Source organism: Pelomonas sp. KK5, from assembly GCF_001984095.1.
Lineage (GTDB): Bacteria > Pseudomonadota > Gammaproteobacteria > Burkholderiales > Burkholderiaceae_C > KK5.
Window position 1 is genome coordinate 1 of record NZ_LYVQ01000149.1, and the last position, 16,490, is coordinate 16,490.

The following is a 16,490-nucleotide window of genomic DNA, read 5'->3' on the forward strand; positions in this document are numbered from 1 at the left end:
CGCGATGGCGGCCGTCAGCGTGGTCTTGCCATGGTCAACGTGACCGATGGTGCCGACGTTCACGTGCGGCTTGGTGCGTTCGAATTTACCTTTTGCCATTTGGAATCTCCAAAGAAAGAGCAATACCCGTCTATTGGTTTAGCGTTTCCGCAGCGTCCTTTGACCCCACCGACGGGCAAATGGGAGGCGCGCTGCGAAGACGATTCAGTGAGCTTAAGTAACGTTTACTTGGCTGCGCGAGCGGTGATGATCGCGTCGGCCACGTTCTTCGGAGCTTCGCTGTAGTGCTTGAACTCCATCGTGTACGTGGCACGGCCTTGCGACATCGAACGCAGGGTCGTCGAGTAGCCGAACATTTCCGACAGCGGGACTTCGGCCTTGATGACCTTGCCGCCGCCGACCATGTCGTCCATGCCCTGCACCATGCCGCGACGGCTGGACAGGTCGCCCATCACGTTGCCGGCGTAGTCTTCAGGCGTCTCGACTTCCACGGCCATCATCGGCTCGAGGATGACCGGGCTGGCCTTGCGGCAGGCTTCCTTGAAGCCCATCGAGGCGGCCATCTTGAACGCGTTTTCGTTCGAGTCGACTTCGTGGTACGAACCGAAGGTCAGCGTGACCTTGACGTCGACGACCGGGAAGCCGGCCATCACGCCGTTCGGCAGCGTGTCGATGACACCCTTCTCGACGGCCGGGATGAATTCGCGAGGAACCACACCGCCCTTGATGGCGTCGACGAACTCGAAGCCCTTGCCCGGCTCCTGCGGCTCGACGGTCAGCACGACGTGGCCGTACTGGCCCTTGCCGCCGGACTGGCGAACGAACTTGCCTTCCACATCGGTGGCGGTCTTGCGGATCGTCTCGCGATACGCGACCTGCGGCTTGCCGACGTTGGCTTCCACGCCGAACTCGCGCTTCATGCGGTCGACGATGATTTCCAGGTGCAGTTCGCCCATGCCGGAGATGATGGTCTGGCCCGATTCTTCATCGGTGCGCAGACGGAAGGACGGGTCTTCCTTGGCCAGGCGGCCCAGGGCGATACCCATCTTTTCCTGGTCGGCCTTGGTCTTCGGCTCGACGGCCTGCGAGATCACCGGCTCCGGGAAGACCATCTTTTCCAGCGTGATGATGGAGTCCGGATCGCACAGCGTTTCGCCGGTCGTCACGTCCTTCAGGCCCACGCAGGCGGCGATGTCGCCGGCCAGAATTTCCGAGATTTCTTCACGCTGGTTGGCGTGCATCTGCAGAATACGGCCGATACGTTCCTTCTTGCCGCGGATCGGGTTGTAGACGGTCGAGCCCGACTGCAGCACGCCCGAGTACACGCGAACGAAGGTCAGCTGGCCGACGTACGGGTCGGTCATCAGCTTGAAGGCCAGGGCAGCGAACTTGGCGCTGTCCGACGCTTCGCGCGTCACCGGCTGGTCGTCTTCGTCCGTGCCCGGAACCGGGGGAACGTCGATCGGCGAAGGCATGAAATCGATCACGCCGTCCAGCATGCGCTGCACGCCCTTGTTCTTGAAGGCGGTGCCGCAGAACATCGGCTGGATTTCAGCGGCGATGGTGCGGGTGCGGATGCCGCTGATGATGTCTTCCTCGGTCAGTTCGCCCGACTCGAGGTACTTGTTCATCATGTCTTCGCTGGACTCGGCGGCGGCCTCGACCATGTTGTCGCGCCACTTCTGAGCATCAGCCAGCAGTTCAGCCGGGATGTCGCGGTAGTCGAACTTCATGCCCTGGGAAGCGTCGTCCCAGATGATGGCCTTCATCTTGATCAGGTCGATCACGCCGGTGAAGTTTTCCTCGGCGCCGATCGGCAGCACGATGGGCACCGGGTTGGCCTTCAGGCGCAGCTTCATCTGGTCGACGACCTTGTAGAAGTTGGCACCGGTGCGGTCCATCTTGTTCACAAAGGCCAGACGCGGCACCTTGTACTTGTTGGCCTGACGCCAGACGGTTTCCGACTGCGGCTGCACGCCACCCACGGCGCAATAGACCATGCAGGCGCCGTCCAGGACGCGCATCGAACGCTCGACTTCAATCGTGAAGTCCACGTGTCCGGGCGTGTCGATGATGTTGATGCGGTGCTCGGGACGGGCGAGGTCCATGCCCTTCCAGAAGCAGGTCGTCGCGGCCGACGTGATCGTGATGCCGCGCTCTTGTTCCTGCTCCATCCAGTCCATCGTGGCGGCGCCATCATGCACTTCACCGATCTTGTGGTTCACACCGGTGTAGTAGAGGATGCGCTCGGTCGTCGTGGTCTTGCCAGCATCGATGTGCGCCGAGATACCGATGTTGCGGTAGCGCTCGATGGGGGTCTTGCGTGCCATGAGATAACTCCAAAAGGCAGGAGCCGCCAACGGGTTGGTAGAAACCCGAGGCGGCCGGAACGAGTGAGTTTAGAAGCGGAAGTGCGAGAACGCCTTGTTCGCTTCGGCCATGCGGTGGACTTCGTCACGCTTCTTCATGGCGCCGCCACGGCCTTCCGAGGCCTCCAGCAGCTCGTTGGCCAGACGTTGGGCCATCGACTTCTCACCGCGCTTGCGGGCCGATTCCTTCAGCCAGCGCATGGCCAGGGCCATCCGGCGGACGGGGCGAACTTCCACGGGAACTTGGTAGTTCGCACCGCCGACACGGCGGGACTTCACTTCGACCATGGGCTTCACGTTGTTCAGCGCGATCATGAACACCTCGACCGGATCCTTGCCGGCCTTGGCTTCGATCTGCTCGAGGGCGCCGTAGATGATGCGTTCTGCGACTGCCTTCTTGCCCGATTCCATGATGACGTTCATGAACTTGGACAGATCGACGTTGCCGAACTTGGGATCCGGCAGGATTTCGCGCTTGGGTACTTCGCGACGACGTGGCATGGGAATCTTCCTTCTGCTTCAGTTGGCTCGAGCCTTTTGACTCTGGCCTTGGACGACCACCGCTGTTGGGGCCATCCACTTACTCGGTTCAGTGAACCGCAAAAAATCTCGGCTTCGGCCTAACGCCAAAACCAGACTGACTTGAATTACTTGCTGTTCTTCGGACGCTTGGCGCCGTACTTCGAACGCGACTGCTTGCGATCCTTGACGCCTTGCAGGTCAAGCGAACCGCGCACGATGTGGTAACGCACACCGGGCAAGTCCTTCACACGACCGCCGCGAACCAGCACGACGCTGTGTTCCTGGAGGTTGTGGCCTTCACCGCCGATGTACGAGATGACCTCGAAACCGTTGGTCAGGCGGACCTTGGCGACCTTACGCAGCGCCGAGTTCGGCTTCTTCGGGGTCGTGGTGTAGACGCGGGTGCAGACGCCGCGGCGTTGCGGGCAATTCTGCATTGCCGGCGACTTGGACTTGGTGACCTCGGCTTCGCGGCCGTGGCGCACCAACTGATTGATGGTTGGCATAAGTGACTTGTTCCCGTTTGAAATCACACTGCTTCTAGCTCGCCCGAAGGGGCTCAGCGGCAAAGCATGCGCGAACGCGCGCACCTCTGCCGGCAGAAGAGCCCGCGATTGTAGGCCGGACGGGGGTAAACACGCAAGCGGCCGGGGATTTCGCAGTATTCTGCGCGGCCATGTTCGAGCCACTCCCGCCCCCGCCCCGCCTGGTGATCGACACGCAGGTCGTGATGGACTGGCTCGTCTTCAAGGATCCGCGTGCGCTGCCGCTGGCCGATGCGCTGCTCACCGGTCGTATCCGCTGGATCGGACAGTTGGCAATGCTGGCCGAGTTGAAGCACGTGCTTGGCCGCGGCGTGGCCGCCGCTTACGCACCGGATCTGGACCTGATCGAGCGTACCTTCGCCGAGCGCTGCGAGATGATCGAACGTGAGCCAGCACCCGCCGTGCGCCTGGTCTGCCGCGACAAGGACGACCAGAAGTTCATCGACCTGGCCATCGCCGAGCAGGCCGCCTGGCTGATTTCCCGGGACCGTGCAGTCCTGGCCTTAGCGAAGCGCGCCCGCGCACACGGGCTTGCGATCGGCACGCCCGAAGCCTGGCTGAAATCGCAGCAGCCATGAAAAAGGGCCACCCGAAGGTGGCCCTTGTCGCTATCAGCTAACTCCGAGATTACTCGGCAGCCGAATCGCCCGAGTCGACGCTGGCCATCTGCGCGGCAGCCAGTTCCTCGGCTTCCTGGATGGCGATGGAGCGGCGCTCGGCGTCGTCCATCTCTTCCTTGGCCTTGCGGGCCACGTGGAAGGCCATGCCGGTACCGGCGGGGATCAGGCGGCCGACGATGACGTTTTCCTTCAGGCCGCGCAGCTCGTCGCGCTTGCCCATGATGGCAGCCTCGGTGAGCACGCGGGTCGTTTCCTGGAAGGAAGCGGCCGAGATGAAGGAGTCGGTCGACAGCGAAGCCTTGGTGATACCGAGCAGCACGTCAGCATGGGTGGCAATCAGCTTGCCTTCCTTGCGCATGCGGTCGTTGGTGTCCAGCAGCTCCGAACGCTCGACCTGCTCGTTCAGGATGTAGTGCGTGTCGCCCGGGTTGGTGATGGTCACGCGACGCAGCATCTGGCGAACGATCACCTCGATGTGCTTGTCGTTGATCTTCACGCCCTGCAGACGGTACACGTCCTGCACTTCGTCGACGATGTAGCGCGCCAGTTCCTCGATGCCCAGCAGGCGCAGGATGTCCTGCGGATCCGCTGCGCCGTCGACGATCAGCTCGCCCCGGTTCACCACCTGGCCTTCGTGCACCAGGATGTTCTTTTCCTTGGGCACCAGCTCTTCGTGCTTCTTGCCGTCCGGATCGGTGATCTCCAGGCGAACCTTGCCCTTCGTCTCCTTGCCGAAGGACACCGTACCGGTCTGCTCGGCCAGCACGCCGACATCCTTCGGCGAACGGGCTTCGAACAGCTCGGCGACGCGCGGCAGACCGCCGGTAATGTCGCGGGTCTTCTGGCCTTCGATAGGAATGCGCGCCAGCACTTCGCCCGGGGCCAGATCCTGGCCGTCGCGCACCTGGATCAGCGAGCCGACCGGGAAGCCGATCGTCACCGAGTGGTCCGTACCCGGGATCTTCACCTCGTGGCCGTTGGCATCCAGCAGCTTGACCTGCGGGCGGATGACCTTGGCGGCACCGCGGCGCTTCGGGTCGATGACCACCAGCGTCGACAGGCCGGTCACTTCGTCCACCTGCTTGGCCACCGTCACGCCTTCTTCGACGTTCTCGAAGGTGGCGCGGCCGGCGAACTCGGTGATGATCGGACGGGTCAGCGGGTCCCAGTTCGCCAGCACCGTGCCAGCCTTGATGGTCTGGTCGGCCTTGATCGACAGGATCGCGCCGTACGGCACCTTGTGGCGCTCGCGCTCGCGGCCGTGCGGGTCGGAGATGATGATTTCGCCGGAACGGGAAATCACCACCAGCTCGCCCTTGCCGTTCGTGACGTAGCGCATCGTGGCGTTGAAGCCGATATTGCCGTCCGACTTGGCATCGACGCTCGAGGCGATCGCTGCACGCGACGCCGCACCACCGATGTGGAAGGTACGCATCGTCAGCTGGGTACCCGGCTCACCGATCGACTGCGCGGCGATGACGCCGACAGCTTCACCGACGTTCACCAGGCCGCCACGGCCCAGATCGCGGCCATAGCACTTGGCGCACAGGCCGAAGCGCGTGGCGCAAGTCAGCGGCGTGCGGACCTTGATCTCGTCGACACCGGCCTGCTCCAGCATGTCCAGCAGGTCCTCGTCGAGGATCTTGCCGGGCGTGACCAGCAGGGCCTGCGTCTCGGGGTGCAGCACATCGATCGCGGTCACGCGGCCGAGCACGCGGTCGCGCAGCGATTCGATCACTTCACCGCCTTCGACCAGCGCGCGCATGGCGATGCCGTTGTCGGTGCCGCAGTCGTCCTCGGTCACGACCAGATCCTGCGTCACGTCCACCAGACGACGGGTCAGGTAGCCGGAGTTCGCGGTCTTCAGCGCCGTGTCCGCCAGGCCCTTACGAGCACCGTGGGTGGAGATGAAGTACTGCAGAACGTTCAGGCCTTCGCGGAAGTTCGCCGTGATGGGCGTCTCGATGATCGAGCCGTCCGGCTTGGCCATCAGGCCCCGCATGCCGGCGAGCTGGCGAATCTGGGCCGCGGAACCGCGGGCGCCGGAGTCGGCCATCATGTAGATGGAGTTGAAGGACTCCTGCTCCACTTCCTTGCCGTTGCGGTCGATGGTCTTCTGCTTGGAGAGCTGGGTCATCATGACCTTGCCCACCTCGTCACCGGTCTTGCCCCAGATGTCGACGACCTTGTTGTAGCGCTCGCCGGCGGTCACGAGACCCGAGATGTACTGCTGCTCGATCTCCTTGACTTCCTTCTCCGCGCGGTCGATCAGCTCGTACTTCTGCTTGGGCACCAGCATGTCGTCGATGGCGATCGAGATGCCGGCGCGGGTGGCGAGCTTGAAGCCGCTTTGCAGCAGCTTGTCGGCCAGCACCACGGTCTCCTTCAGACCGCACTTGCGGAAGGACGTGTTGATCAGGCGCGAGATTTCCTTCTTCTTCAGCGCCTTGTTGATGTTCGAGAACGGCAGGCCCTTGGGCAGGATCTCGGACAGCAGCGCGCGGCCGACGGTCGTGTCGACCAGCTTGGTCTCGGGCACCCACTCGCCGTTCTCGCCCTTGCTGTACTCGGTCAGCAGGATCGAGATCTTGGCGGTGATCTCCACCGCGCCGTTTTCCAGCGCACGGATCATCTCGGGGATGTCCGTGAAGATCATGCCTTCGCCCTTGCCGTTGATGCGCTCGCGGGTGGCGTAGTACAGGCCCAGCACCACGTCTTGCGACGGGACGATCGACGGTTCGCCGGAGGCCGGGAACAGCACGTTGTTGGAGGCCAGCATCAGCGTGCGGGCTTCCATCTGCGCTTCGATGGACAGCGGCACGTGGACGGCCATCTGGTCACCGTCGAAGTCGGCGTTGAAGGCCGCGCAGACCAGCGGGTGGAGCTGGATCGCCTTGCCTTCGATCAGCACGGGCTCGAAGGCCTGGATGCCCAGACGGTGCAGCGTCGGCGCGCGGTTCAGCAGAACCGGATGCTCCTTGATGACCTCTTCCAGGATGTCCCAGACCACCGGCGTGCCGGATTCGACTTCCTTCTTGGCAGCCTTGATCGTCGTCGCGATGCCCATGGCTTCGAGACGGCTGAAGATGAAGGGCTTGAACAGCTCCAGCGCCATCAGCTTGGGCAGGCCGCACTGATGCAGCTTCAGCGTCGGGCCGACGGTAATCACCGAACGGCCGGAGTAGTCGACGCGCTTGCCCAGCAGGTTCTGACGGAAACGACCGCCCTTGCCCTTGATCATGTCGGCCAGCGACTTGAGGGCACGCTTGTTCGCGCCGGTCATCGCCTTGCCGCGGCGGCCGTTGTCCAGCAGCGAGTCGACGGCTTCCTGCAGCATGCGCTTTTCGTTGCGCACGATGATTTCAGGAGCCTTCAGCTCGAGCAGGCGGGCCAGGCGGTTGTTGCGGTTGATGACGCGACGGTAGAGGTCGTTCAGGTCGGAGGTCGCGAAGCGGCCGCCGTCCAGCGGGACCAGCGGACGCAGGTCCGGCGGCAGCACCGGTAGCACTTCCATGACCATCCAGTTCGGCTTGATGCCGGACTTCTTGAAGGCCTCCATGACCTTCAGGCGCTTGGAGTTCTTCTTGACCTTCAGCTCGGAGCCGGTCATGTCGTTGCGGAGCTTGTCGATCTCGATGTCGAGATCCATGTCCTCCAGCAGCTTCTTGATGCCCTCGGCGCCCATCAGCGCGACGAACTCGTCGCCGAACTCGGCGCGCTTCGCGTCGTAGTCGTCCTCGGTCATGATGCCGAACTTCTTCAGCGGGGTCATGCCCGGGTCGACGATGACGTAGGCCTCGAAGTACAGCACGCGCTCGATGTCGCGCAGCGTCATGTCGAGCACCAGGCCCAGGCGCGACGGCAGCGACTTCAGGAACCAGATGTGCGCGCACGGAGCCGCCAGGTCGATGTGACCCATGCGGTCACGGCGGACCTTGGTCTGGGTCACTTCGACGCCGCACTTCTCGCAGATCACGCCGCGGTGCTTCAGGCGCTTGTACTTGCCGCACAGGCACTCGTAGTCCTTGATCGGGCCGAAGATCTTGGCGCAGAACAGGCCGTCACGCTCGGGCTTGAACGTGCGGTAGTTGATGGTCTCAGGCTTCTTGACTTCACCGAAGGACCAGCTGCGGATCTTCTCCGGGGAGGCCAGGCCGATCTTGATGGCATCGAAATGCTCATCAGGGGTGAATTGCTTGAAAAGGTCGAGTAGTCCCTTCATGCAGCGTCTCCTTAATTACGTTCCAGTTCGATGTCGATGCCAAGGGAGCGGATTTCCTTGACAAGAACATTGAACGATTCCGGCATGCCGGCTTCGATGGCGTGCTCGCCCTTGACGATGGACTCGTACACCTTGGTACGGCCGTTCACGTCGTCGGACTTCACGGTCAGCATTTCCTGCAGGATGTAGGAGGCGCCATAAGCTTCCAGCGCCCACACTTCCATCTCACCGAAACGCTGGCCGCCGAACTGCGCCTTGCCGCCCAGCGGCTGCTGGGTGACGAGCGAGTACGGGCCGGTCGAGCGGGCGTGCATCTTGTCGTCCACCAGGTGGTGCAGCTTCAGCACGTGCATGTAGCCGACGGTGACCGGGCGCTCGAACGCCTCGCCGGTGCGGCCGTCGTGCAGGGTGGCCTGGGTGCGCGTGGCGGTCAGGCCCTTCTTGGCGGCGATGTCGTCCGGGTAGGCCAGCTTCAGCATGCCGCGGATTTCTTCTTCCTTGGCACCGTCGAAGACCGGCGTCGCGAAGGGCACGCCCTTGGACAGGTTCTGCGCCATCTCGATGACTTCGGTGTCCGTCAGTTCGTCGACGTTCTCCGTCTTGCCACCGTTCTGGTTGTACAGCTCATCCATGAACTTGCGCAGCTCGCTCACCGCCGCATGCTGCTGGAGCATGTCGCCGATGCGCTGGCCGATGCCCTTGCCGGCCCAGCCCAGGTGCACTTCCAGGACCTGACCCACGTTCATCCGCGAGGGCACGCCCAGCGGGTTCAGCACGATGTCGGCAGGCGTGCCGTCGGCCATGTAGGGCATGTCTTCGATCGGGACGACCTTGGACACCACACCCTTGTTGCCGTGACGGCCGGCCATCTTGTCGCCAGGCTGCAGGCGGCGCTTGACGGCCAGGTACACCTTGACCATCTTCAGCACGCCGGCCGGCAGCTCGTCGCCTTGGGTCAGCTTCTTGCGCTTCTCTTCGAAGGCCAGGTCGAACGAGTGACGGGTCTGCTCCAGCGCGTTCTTGATCGACTCGAGCTGGTTGGCCACGTCGTCTTCGGCCGGGCGGACATCGAACCAGTGGAACTTCTCGACGCCAGCCAGGTAGTCCTTGCTGATGACGGTGCCCTTGGCGATCTTCTGCGGGCCGCCGTTGGCGACCTTGCCGACCAGCAGCTTCTCGATACGGTCGAAGGCGTCGGCCTCGACGATGCGGAGCTGGTCGTTCAGGTCCAGGCGGAAGCGCTTCAGCTCGTCGTCGATGATCTGCTGAGCGCGCTTGTCGCGCTGGATGCCTTCGCGGGTGAAGACCTGCACGTCGATGACCGTGCCCTGCGTGCCCTGGTCGACGCGCAGCGAGGTGTCCTTCACGTCGGAAGCCTTCTCGCCGAAGATCGCGCGCAGCAGCTTCTCTTCCGGGGTCAGCGTGGTCTCGCCCTTCGGCGTGACCTTGCCCACCAGCACGTCGCCGGGGTTCACTTCAGCGCCGATGTAGACGATGCCGGACTCGTCCAGGCGGCCCAGTTGCTGCTCGGACAGGTTCGGGATGTCGCGGGTGATTTCCTCGGAGCCCAGCTTGGTGTCACGCGCGTTGACCACCAGTTCCTCGATGTGGATCGAGGTGTAGCGGTCTTCGGCGATCACGCGCTCGCTGATCAGGATCGAGTCTTCGAAGTTGTAGCCGTTCCAGGGCATGAACGCGACCAGCATGTTCTGGCCCAGGGCCAGTTCGCCGATGTCGGTCGAGGCGCCGTCGGCAATGATGTCCTCGGAGGACACCTTGTCGCCGCGCTTCACGATCGGACGCTGGTGGATGTTCGTGTTCTGGTTCGAACGCTGATACTTGATCAGGTTGTAGATGTCCACGCCGACTTCGCCGGCCACCGTCTCGTTGTCGTTCACGCGGATCACGATGCGGTTCGTGTCCACGTAGTCGACCACGCCGCCGCGGCGGGCGGTGACGACGGTGCCCGAGTCCTTCGCGGCCACGCGCTCGACGCCCGTACCCACGAAAGCCTTCTCGGGACGCAGCACCGGCACGGCCTGGCGCTGCATGTTGGCGCCCATCAGCGCGCGGTTCGCGTCGTCGTGCTCCAGGAACGGCACCAGCGAGGCAGCGACGGAGACGATCTGCGTCGGCGCCACGTCCATGTACTGGATGCGCTCCGGCGAGGTCAGCACCGATTCGCCGTTCTCACGGGCGGAGACCAGCTCGTCGACCAGTTCGCCTTCGGTGTTCAGCGAGGCGTTGGCCTGCGCGATCACGTACTTGCCTTCTTCGATGGCGGACAGGTAGTCGATCTGGTCGGTCACCTTGCCATCGACCACGCGGCGGTACGGCGTCTCGAGGAAGCCGTACTCGTTGAGCTGGGCGAACAGCGCGAGCGAATTGATCAGGCCGATGTTCGGGCCTTCCGGCGTTTCGATCGGGCAGACGCGGCCGTAGTGGGTCGGGTGCACGTCGCGGACTTCGAAGCCGGCGCGCTCGCGGGTCAGACCGCCCGGGCCCAGGGCGGAAACACGACGCTTGTGCGTGATTTCCGACAGCGGGTTGGTCTGGTCCATGAACTGCGACAGCTGCGACGCACCGAAGAACTCCTTCAGCGCCGCGGAGATCGGCTTGGAGTTGATCAGGTCGTGCGGCATCAGCGCTTCGGTCTCGGCCTGGCCCAGGCGCTCCTTGACGGCCTTCTCGATACGAGCGAGGCCCGAGCGGTACTGGTTCTCGGCCAGTTCGCCGACGCAACGCACGCGACGGTTGCCCAGGTGGTCGATGTCATCGACTTCGCCGCGGCCGTTGCGCAGCTCGACGAGGATCTTGACCACGTCGAGGATGTCCTCGTTGGACAGCACCATCGCGCCTTCCGGCGTGTCGCGGCCCACGCGGGCGTTGAACTTCATGCGGCCCACGCGCGACAGGTCGTACGTGTCTTCGCTGTAGAACAGGCGATTGAACAGGGCCTCGACGGCGTCTTCCGTCGGCGGCTCGCCGGGGCGCATCATGCGGTAGATGGCGACGCGGGCAGCCAGCTGGTCGACGGTCTCGTCGGTGGCCAGGGTCTGGCTGATGTAGGCGCCTTCATCCAGCTCGTTCGTGAACAGGCACTGGATGTCCTTGATGCCGGCCTGGCGCAGCTTCTTCAGCAGCGAGTCGGTCAGCTCGTCGTTGGCCTTGGCGATGATCTCGCCGGTGTCGCCGTCGACCATGTTCTTGGCCAGCACGCGACCGACCAGGAAGTCCTCAGGCACCGTCACATGCTGCGTGCCGGACTGCTCCAGCTGGCGCGTGTGGCGGGCGGTGATGCGCTTGTCCTTCTCGACGATGACATTGCCCGACTTGTCGGTGATGTCGAAGCGCGCGACCTCGCCCTTCAGGCGGTCGGCCACGAACTCCATCTGCGCGCCCGAATCCATCAGGCGGAAGTTGTCGAAGACGAAGAAGTGGGCCAGGATCTGCTCGGGGTTCAGGCCGATGGCCTTCAGCAGGATCGTGACCGGCATCTTGCGGCGGCGGTCGACGCGGAAGAACAGGATGTCCTTCGGGTCGAACTCGAAGTCCAGCCAGGAGCCGCGGTAGGGAATGATGCGGGCGCTGAACAGCAGCTTGCCGGACGAGTGGGTCTTGCCCTTGTCGTGCTCGAAGAACACGCCGGGCGAACGGTGCAGCTGCGAGACGATGACGCGCTCGGTGCCGTTGACGATGAAGGAGCCGTAGTCGGTCATCAGGGGCACTTCGCCCATGTAGACCTCCTGCTCCTTGATCTCCTTGACGGTCTTCGCCTGGGGCGATTCACGGTCGTAGATGATCATCTGCAGGCGCGCGCGGACGGCAGCTGCATAGGTCAGGCCACGCTGCTGGCACTCGCGGGTGTCGAACGGCGGCTTGGCGATGTTGAATTCGAGGAACTTCATCTCCACGAACCCGTTGTGCGACACGATCGGGAAGGCGGAGAGGAAGGCGGCCTGCAAGCCTTCGGGCTTGCGCTTTGCCGGGGGAACGTCCTTCTGCAGGAAAGCGACGTAGCTTTCCTTCTGCATGGTCAGGAGGTAGGGAACGTTGAGAACGCTCGCGCGCTTGCCGAAGCTCTTGCGAATCCGCTTGCGCTCGGTATAGCTGTAGGGGGTTGTTTGCGCCATAAACACTCCGTGTCGAGAGCCCATCCCTGGCCGTGGGACGGGCTTCGTCGGCGACTGGCTGCTCGAGCTGCCCAGGTCAGGCAGCCCGATGTGTTTGGTGGTTGGCCACTACCAACCGCTGGCGGACAACCTCGGCATTGCACCGGGTCCGACCAAACCGGTTCCCTGCAGTCGGATCAGAGAACACTTGAAAGAACCGCACATGATACCGCATGCGACGCTTTCAGATGCACTCAAGGGTAAAAACCCTCATTGAAACGGCAAAAGGGACGCCGCGGGGCGTCCCTTTCACTGAAGGAGACGCCCTTGCGGACGCTCCTTGCTGCCGTGAGGCAAAACCAATTACTTGATTTCGGCCTTGGCGCCGGCTTCCACCAGCTTCTTGACAGCGGCTTCGGCGTCGGCCTTGGCGATGGCTTCCTTGACGTTCTTCGGAGCGCCGTCGACCAGGTCCTTGGCTTCCTTCAGACCCAGACCGGTGATTTCGCGGACGGCCTTGATGACGGACACCTTGTTGGCGCCGGCTTCCAGCAGGACGACGTTGAATTCGGTCTTCTCTTCAGCAGCAGCAGCAGCGCCGCCGCCAGCGCCGCCAGCGGCGGGAGCAGCCATCGAAGCGGCGGACACGCCGAACTTCTCTTCAATTGCCTTGACCAGATCGTTCAGTTCCAGAACGGTCATGCTGTCCAGAGCGGACAGGAAAGCGTCTTTGTCGAATGCCATGATGTATTTCCTAAAAACAGATTGGATGCGTGATACGCGGTAGTTCGTCGATCAGGCGGCAGCCGGGGCTTCGGCGGCTGCGGGAGCAGCACCTTCACCACGTTGTGCAGCCAGGGCAGCCAGCACGGCCGCGGTGCGTTGCACCGGCGACAGCAGCAGGCCGGCGATCTGCGACAGCAGGACTTCCTTGGACGGGACGGAGGCCAGAGCCTTCACGCCATTGACGTCCAGAGCCTTGCCACCGTAGGCACCACCCTTGATGACGAGCTTGTCGTTGGTCTTGGCAAAGTCAGCGATGACTTTGGCAGCCGCGACAGCGTCTTCCGAAAAGCCGTAGATCAGCGGACCGACCATGGCATCCGAGGCAGCTTCGAACGAAGTGCCGGCGACGGCGCGACGGGCCAGGGTGTTCTTCAGCACGTGAAGATAGACACCCTTGGAACGTGCGTCGACGCGCAGCTTGTTCAAGGCTTCCACGGTGAGGCCACGGTACTCGGCCAGCGCCAGCGTCTGGGCCTTGGCAGCTTGCGCTGCCACTTCCGAGACAACGGCTGCCTTCTCGTTGCGATTGAGACTCAAGGTCTACTCCTCACATTACGCCCCTTGGGTCTCGCGACCGTCCGGGGCACCGGATTCAGCGACCTTCTGTTTCAGGAACGGAATTCCTTAGCAGCGGGTTCGCCATCTGCGCTGACTGAAGAGCTGTTGCTAACTCTTTGATTAAGCGGCGCCCTCAGACTGAGGAGACGCCGCGCCAGCGGTCTTGGATGACGCGCGGAGGTCTTGCGACTTCCACGCCCCACCAATTCATCGGCACGCTGCCAGACTCGCGGCGCGCCTCAAACTGAATGCGCCGGGATTTAAGCGGCGGCTTGCGCGTTGATCGTCGAGATGTCGACGCGGGCGCCGGCGCCCATCGTCGAGGACACGGCGACCTTGCGCAGGTAGATGCCCTTGCTCGTCGCCGGCTTGGCCTTGTTCAGGGCCTCGATCAGCGCGCGCAGGTTGCCTTCCAGCTTGTCGGTGTCGAACGAGCGACGGCCGAGCGTGCCGTGGATGATGCCGGCCTTGTCAACGCGGAACTGGACCTGGCCAGCCTTGGCGTTGCGAACGGCTTGGGCGACGTCCGGGGTCACGGTGCCGACCTTCGGGTTCGGCATCAGGCCGCGCGGGCCCAGGATCTGACCCAGGGTACCCACGACACGCATCGTGTCGGGCGAGGCGATGACCACGTCGAAGGGCATGTCGCCAGCCTTCACGCGCTCTGCCAGGTCTTCCATGCCGACCACGTCGGCGCCGGCGGCCTTGGCTTCTTCAGCCTTGGCGCCTTGGGCGAACACGGCCACGCGCTTGGTCTTGCCGGTGCCGTTGGGCATCACGACAGCGCCACGAACCACTTGGTCCGACTTCTTGGCATCGATGCCCAGCTGCACGGCCACGTCGATCGATTCGTCGAACTTGGCGGTGGCCAGGCTCTTCACCAGGTCCAGGGCGGCGGTCAGGCCGTACAGCTTGGTCGTCTCGACCTTGCCAGCCAGGGCCTTTTGCTTCTTCGTCAGCTTAGCCATGATCAGACACCTTCCACGATGATGCCCATCGAGCGGGCCGAGCCGGCGATCGTGCGAACGCCAGCGTCCAGGTCAGCAGCGGTGAGGTCCTTCTGCTTGGTCTTGACGATTTCTTCCAGCTGGGCGCGGGTCAGCTTGCCAACCTTGTCCAGGTGAGGACGCTGCGAGCCCTTCTCGATCTTGGCAGCCTTCTTCAGCAGCACGGTCGCCGGCGGCGACTTGATGATGAAGGTGAAGCTCTTGTCGGCGAAGGCGGTGATCACCACCGGCAGCTTCATGCCCGGCTCGAAGCCCTGCGTCTGGGCGTTGAACGCCTTGCAGAACTCCATGATGTTCAGACCACGCTGACCCAGCGCGGGACCGACCGGCGGCGAGGGATTCGCCTTGCCAGCCGGAATTTGCAGCTTGATGAAGCCGATAATTTTCTTGGCCATGTTTTCTCCTACAGCGTCATAGCCGGCCGGCCACAACGCCTGAGTGCTAACGCAAAGGGCTGGTTACCTTTGCTCCTCTTGTCCGCATCTCGTCGCAGACTGACTACGGACAGACCAGGTGTCTGTCAGACCGAAACTCAAACCTTCTCGACCTGGGCGAAGTCCAGTTCCACCGGCGTCGCACGACCGAAGATCGTGACCGAGACGCGCACCTTGGACTTGTCGTAATTGACTTCCTCGATCGCGCCGTTGAAGTCCGTGAACGGGCCTTCCTTGACGCGCACGATCTCGCCCACCGTCCACTCGACCTTGGGCCGCGGCTTCTCGATGCCTTCCTGCATCTGGTTGACGATCTTCATCACCTCGGCTTCCGAGATCGGAGCCGGGCGGTTCTTGGCGCCACCGATGAAGCCGGTCACCTTGGAGGTGTGCTTGACCAGGTGCCAGGACTCGTCGTCCATCAGCATCTCGACGAAGACATAACCCGGGAAGAAGCGACGCTCGGAGACCGACTTCTTGCCGTTCTTCAGCTCGACGACTTCTTCGGTCGGCACCAGGATGCGGCCGAACTTCTCGCCCATGCCGGCGCGGTCGATGCGCTCGCGCAGATTGCGCTCGACAGCCTTCTCCATGCCCGAATAGGCATGCAGCACATACCAGCGCTTGGGCAGGCCGGTCGGCACAGCCGGTGCGGCGTCAGCGGCGGGGACGTTCACTTGCTCTTCGCTCATCGCTTGTTTCCTTAGTGCGTCCAGCCGAGGATCAGGTCGTACAGCGCCCATTCGAGCGTCTTGTCGGTGATCCACAGGAACAGGGCCATCACGACGACGAAGGCAAAGACGTAAAGCGTCATCTGCCGCGCTTCCTTGTGCGTGGGCCAAACGACCTTGCGCACTTCCTTGACCGAGTCGCGGCCATAGGCCACCAGCGACTTGCCCGACTCCGACGCGAAGAAGGCAGCCACGGCGCCGGCCAGCAGCACCAGCAGCGCCGCCCACTGGGCGATCGCGCCCTGCTTCTGCAGCGCGTAGAACGCCACCAGGCCTGCGATCAGCAGCACCACGGCGCCACCGATCTTGGCCTTGTCGGCGCCGGTCGTCACTGTTTCAACTTGAGGAGTGGTGGACATGTACTTTTCAACAATCACTTCGGTGGATGACCCACCAGCAGCAAAGCCCGCCGGGAGGACTCCCGCGGGCTGGTTGCCTGGCCTTCTAAGAATCAACTACTGCAATCGGTGGACGACTACCGGTAGTTGGCAGGGGCAGAGGGTCTCGAACCCCCAACCTTCGGTTTTGGAGACCGACGCTCTGCCAATTGAGCTATGCCCCTGCGGCCGAAAAACAAACAGTTT

Annotated in this window: 13 protein-coding genes and 1 tRNA gene; 1 reads left to right on the forward strand and 13 read right to left on the reverse strand. The window is 63.2% G+C overall.

Features of this window, described 5'->3' with window-relative positions:
- From B0W88_RS21115 to rpsL, 4 genes are all read right to left on the reverse strand, one after another.
- The coding region (locus tag B0W88_RS21115; protein WP_233151794.1) for a GTP-binding protein at positions 1-99 on the reverse strand (99 nt) is incomplete at its 3' end.
- A 125-nt stretch (positions 100-224) separates the two neighbouring features.
- Positions 225-2,330, reverse strand: a complete 2,106-nt coding sequence (gene fusA, locus B0W88_RS21120) for an elongation factor G (RefSeq protein ID WP_077036607.1) — start codon at positions 2,328-2,330, stop codon at positions 225-227.
- A 69-nt stretch (positions 2,331-2,399) separates the two neighbouring features.
- On the reverse strand, positions 2,400-2,870 hold the full coding sequence (gene rpsG, locus B0W88_RS21125; protein ID WP_077036608.1) for a 30S ribosomal protein S7: 471 nt from the start codon (positions 2,868-2,870) through the stop codon (positions 2,400-2,402).
- A 146-nt stretch (positions 2,871-3,016) separates the two neighbouring features.
- Positions 3,017-3,397 carry a 30S ribosomal protein S12 gene (gene rpsL, locus B0W88_RS21130; RefSeq protein ID WP_077036609.1) on the reverse strand — a complete coding sequence of 127 codons (381 nt, stop codon included), beginning with the start codon at positions 3,395-3,397 and terminating at the stop codon, positions 3,017-3,019.
- Between the two features lie 170 nt (positions 3,398-3,567).
- On the opposite strand from rpsL, the gene B0W88_RS21135 reads away from it, so the two are divergent.
- Positions 3,568-4,014 (forward strand): putative toxin-antitoxin system toxin component, PIN family, encoded by a 447-nt coding sequence (locus B0W88_RS21135; RefSeq protein ID WP_077036610.1) that lies wholly within the window; start codon positions 3,568-3,570, stop codon positions 4,012-4,014.
- Positions 4,015-4,063: 49 nt separating this feature from the next.
- Here the strand turns inward: B0W88_RS21135 and rpoC are convergent, their stop codons facing one another.
- The 9 genes from rpoC to B0W88_RS21180 all read right to left on the reverse strand — a co-directional run bounded on the left by rpoC (position 4,064) and on the right by B0W88_RS21180 (position 16,468).
- A complete protein-coding gene (gene rpoC, locus B0W88_RS21140) occupies positions 4,064-8,278 on the reverse strand; it encodes a DNA-directed RNA polymerase subunit beta' (RefSeq protein WP_077036611.1) in 4,215 nt (1,404 codons plus the stop codon).
- Positions 8,279-8,289: 11 nt separating this feature from the next.
- Positions 8,290-12,411 carry a DNA-directed RNA polymerase subunit beta gene (gene rpoB / locus B0W88_RS21145; protein WP_077036612.1) on the reverse strand — a complete coding sequence of 1,374 codons (4,122 nt, stop codon included), beginning with the start codon at positions 12,409-12,411 and terminating at the stop codon, positions 8,290-8,292.
- A 342-nt stretch (positions 12,412-12,753) separates the two neighbouring features.
- Positions 12,754-13,134: a 50S ribosomal protein L7/L12 gene (rplL, locus tag B0W88_RS21150; RefSeq protein WP_077036613.1), complete on the reverse strand. Its 381-nt coding sequence runs from the start codon at positions 13,132-13,134 to the stop codon at positions 12,754-12,756.
- 51 nt (positions 13,135-13,185) lie between these two features.
- Positions 13,186-13,713, reverse strand: coding sequence for a 50S ribosomal protein L10 (rplJ, locus tag B0W88_RS21155; RefSeq protein WP_077036614.1), 528 nt, complete (start codon positions 13,711-13,713; stop codon positions 13,186-13,188).
- Positions 13,714-13,994: 281 nt separating this feature from the next.
- On the reverse strand, positions 13,995-14,702 hold the full coding sequence (gene rplA, locus B0W88_RS21160; protein WP_077036615.1) for a 50S ribosomal protein L1: 708 nt from the start codon (positions 14,700-14,702) through the stop codon (positions 13,995-13,997).
- 2 nt (positions 14,703-14,704) lie between these two features.
- The gene (gene rplK, locus B0W88_RS21165) at positions 14,705-15,136 is read right to left on the reverse strand and encodes a 50S ribosomal protein L11 (RefSeq protein ID WP_077036616.1); all 432 of its coding nucleotides are present in this window, start codon (positions 15,134-15,136) and stop codon (positions 14,705-14,707) included.
- Positions 15,137-15,273: 137 nt separating this feature from the next.
- On the reverse strand, positions 15,274-15,867 hold the full coding sequence (nusG, locus tag B0W88_RS21170) for a transcription termination/antitermination protein NusG (protein ID WP_077036617.1): 594 nt from the start codon (positions 15,865-15,867) through the stop codon (positions 15,274-15,276).
- A gap of 11 nt (positions 15,868-15,878) precedes the next feature.
- Positions 15,879-16,265 carry a preprotein translocase subunit SecE gene (gene secE, locus B0W88_RS21175; protein WP_077036618.1) on the reverse strand — a complete coding sequence of 129 codons (387 nt, stop codon included), beginning with the start codon at positions 16,263-16,265 and terminating at the stop codon, positions 15,879-15,881.
- A gap of 127 nt (positions 16,266-16,392) precedes the next feature.
- Positions 16,393-16,468 (reverse strand) — tRNA-Trp (locus B0W88_RS21180).
- Positions 16,469-16,490: the final 22 nt, after the last annotated feature.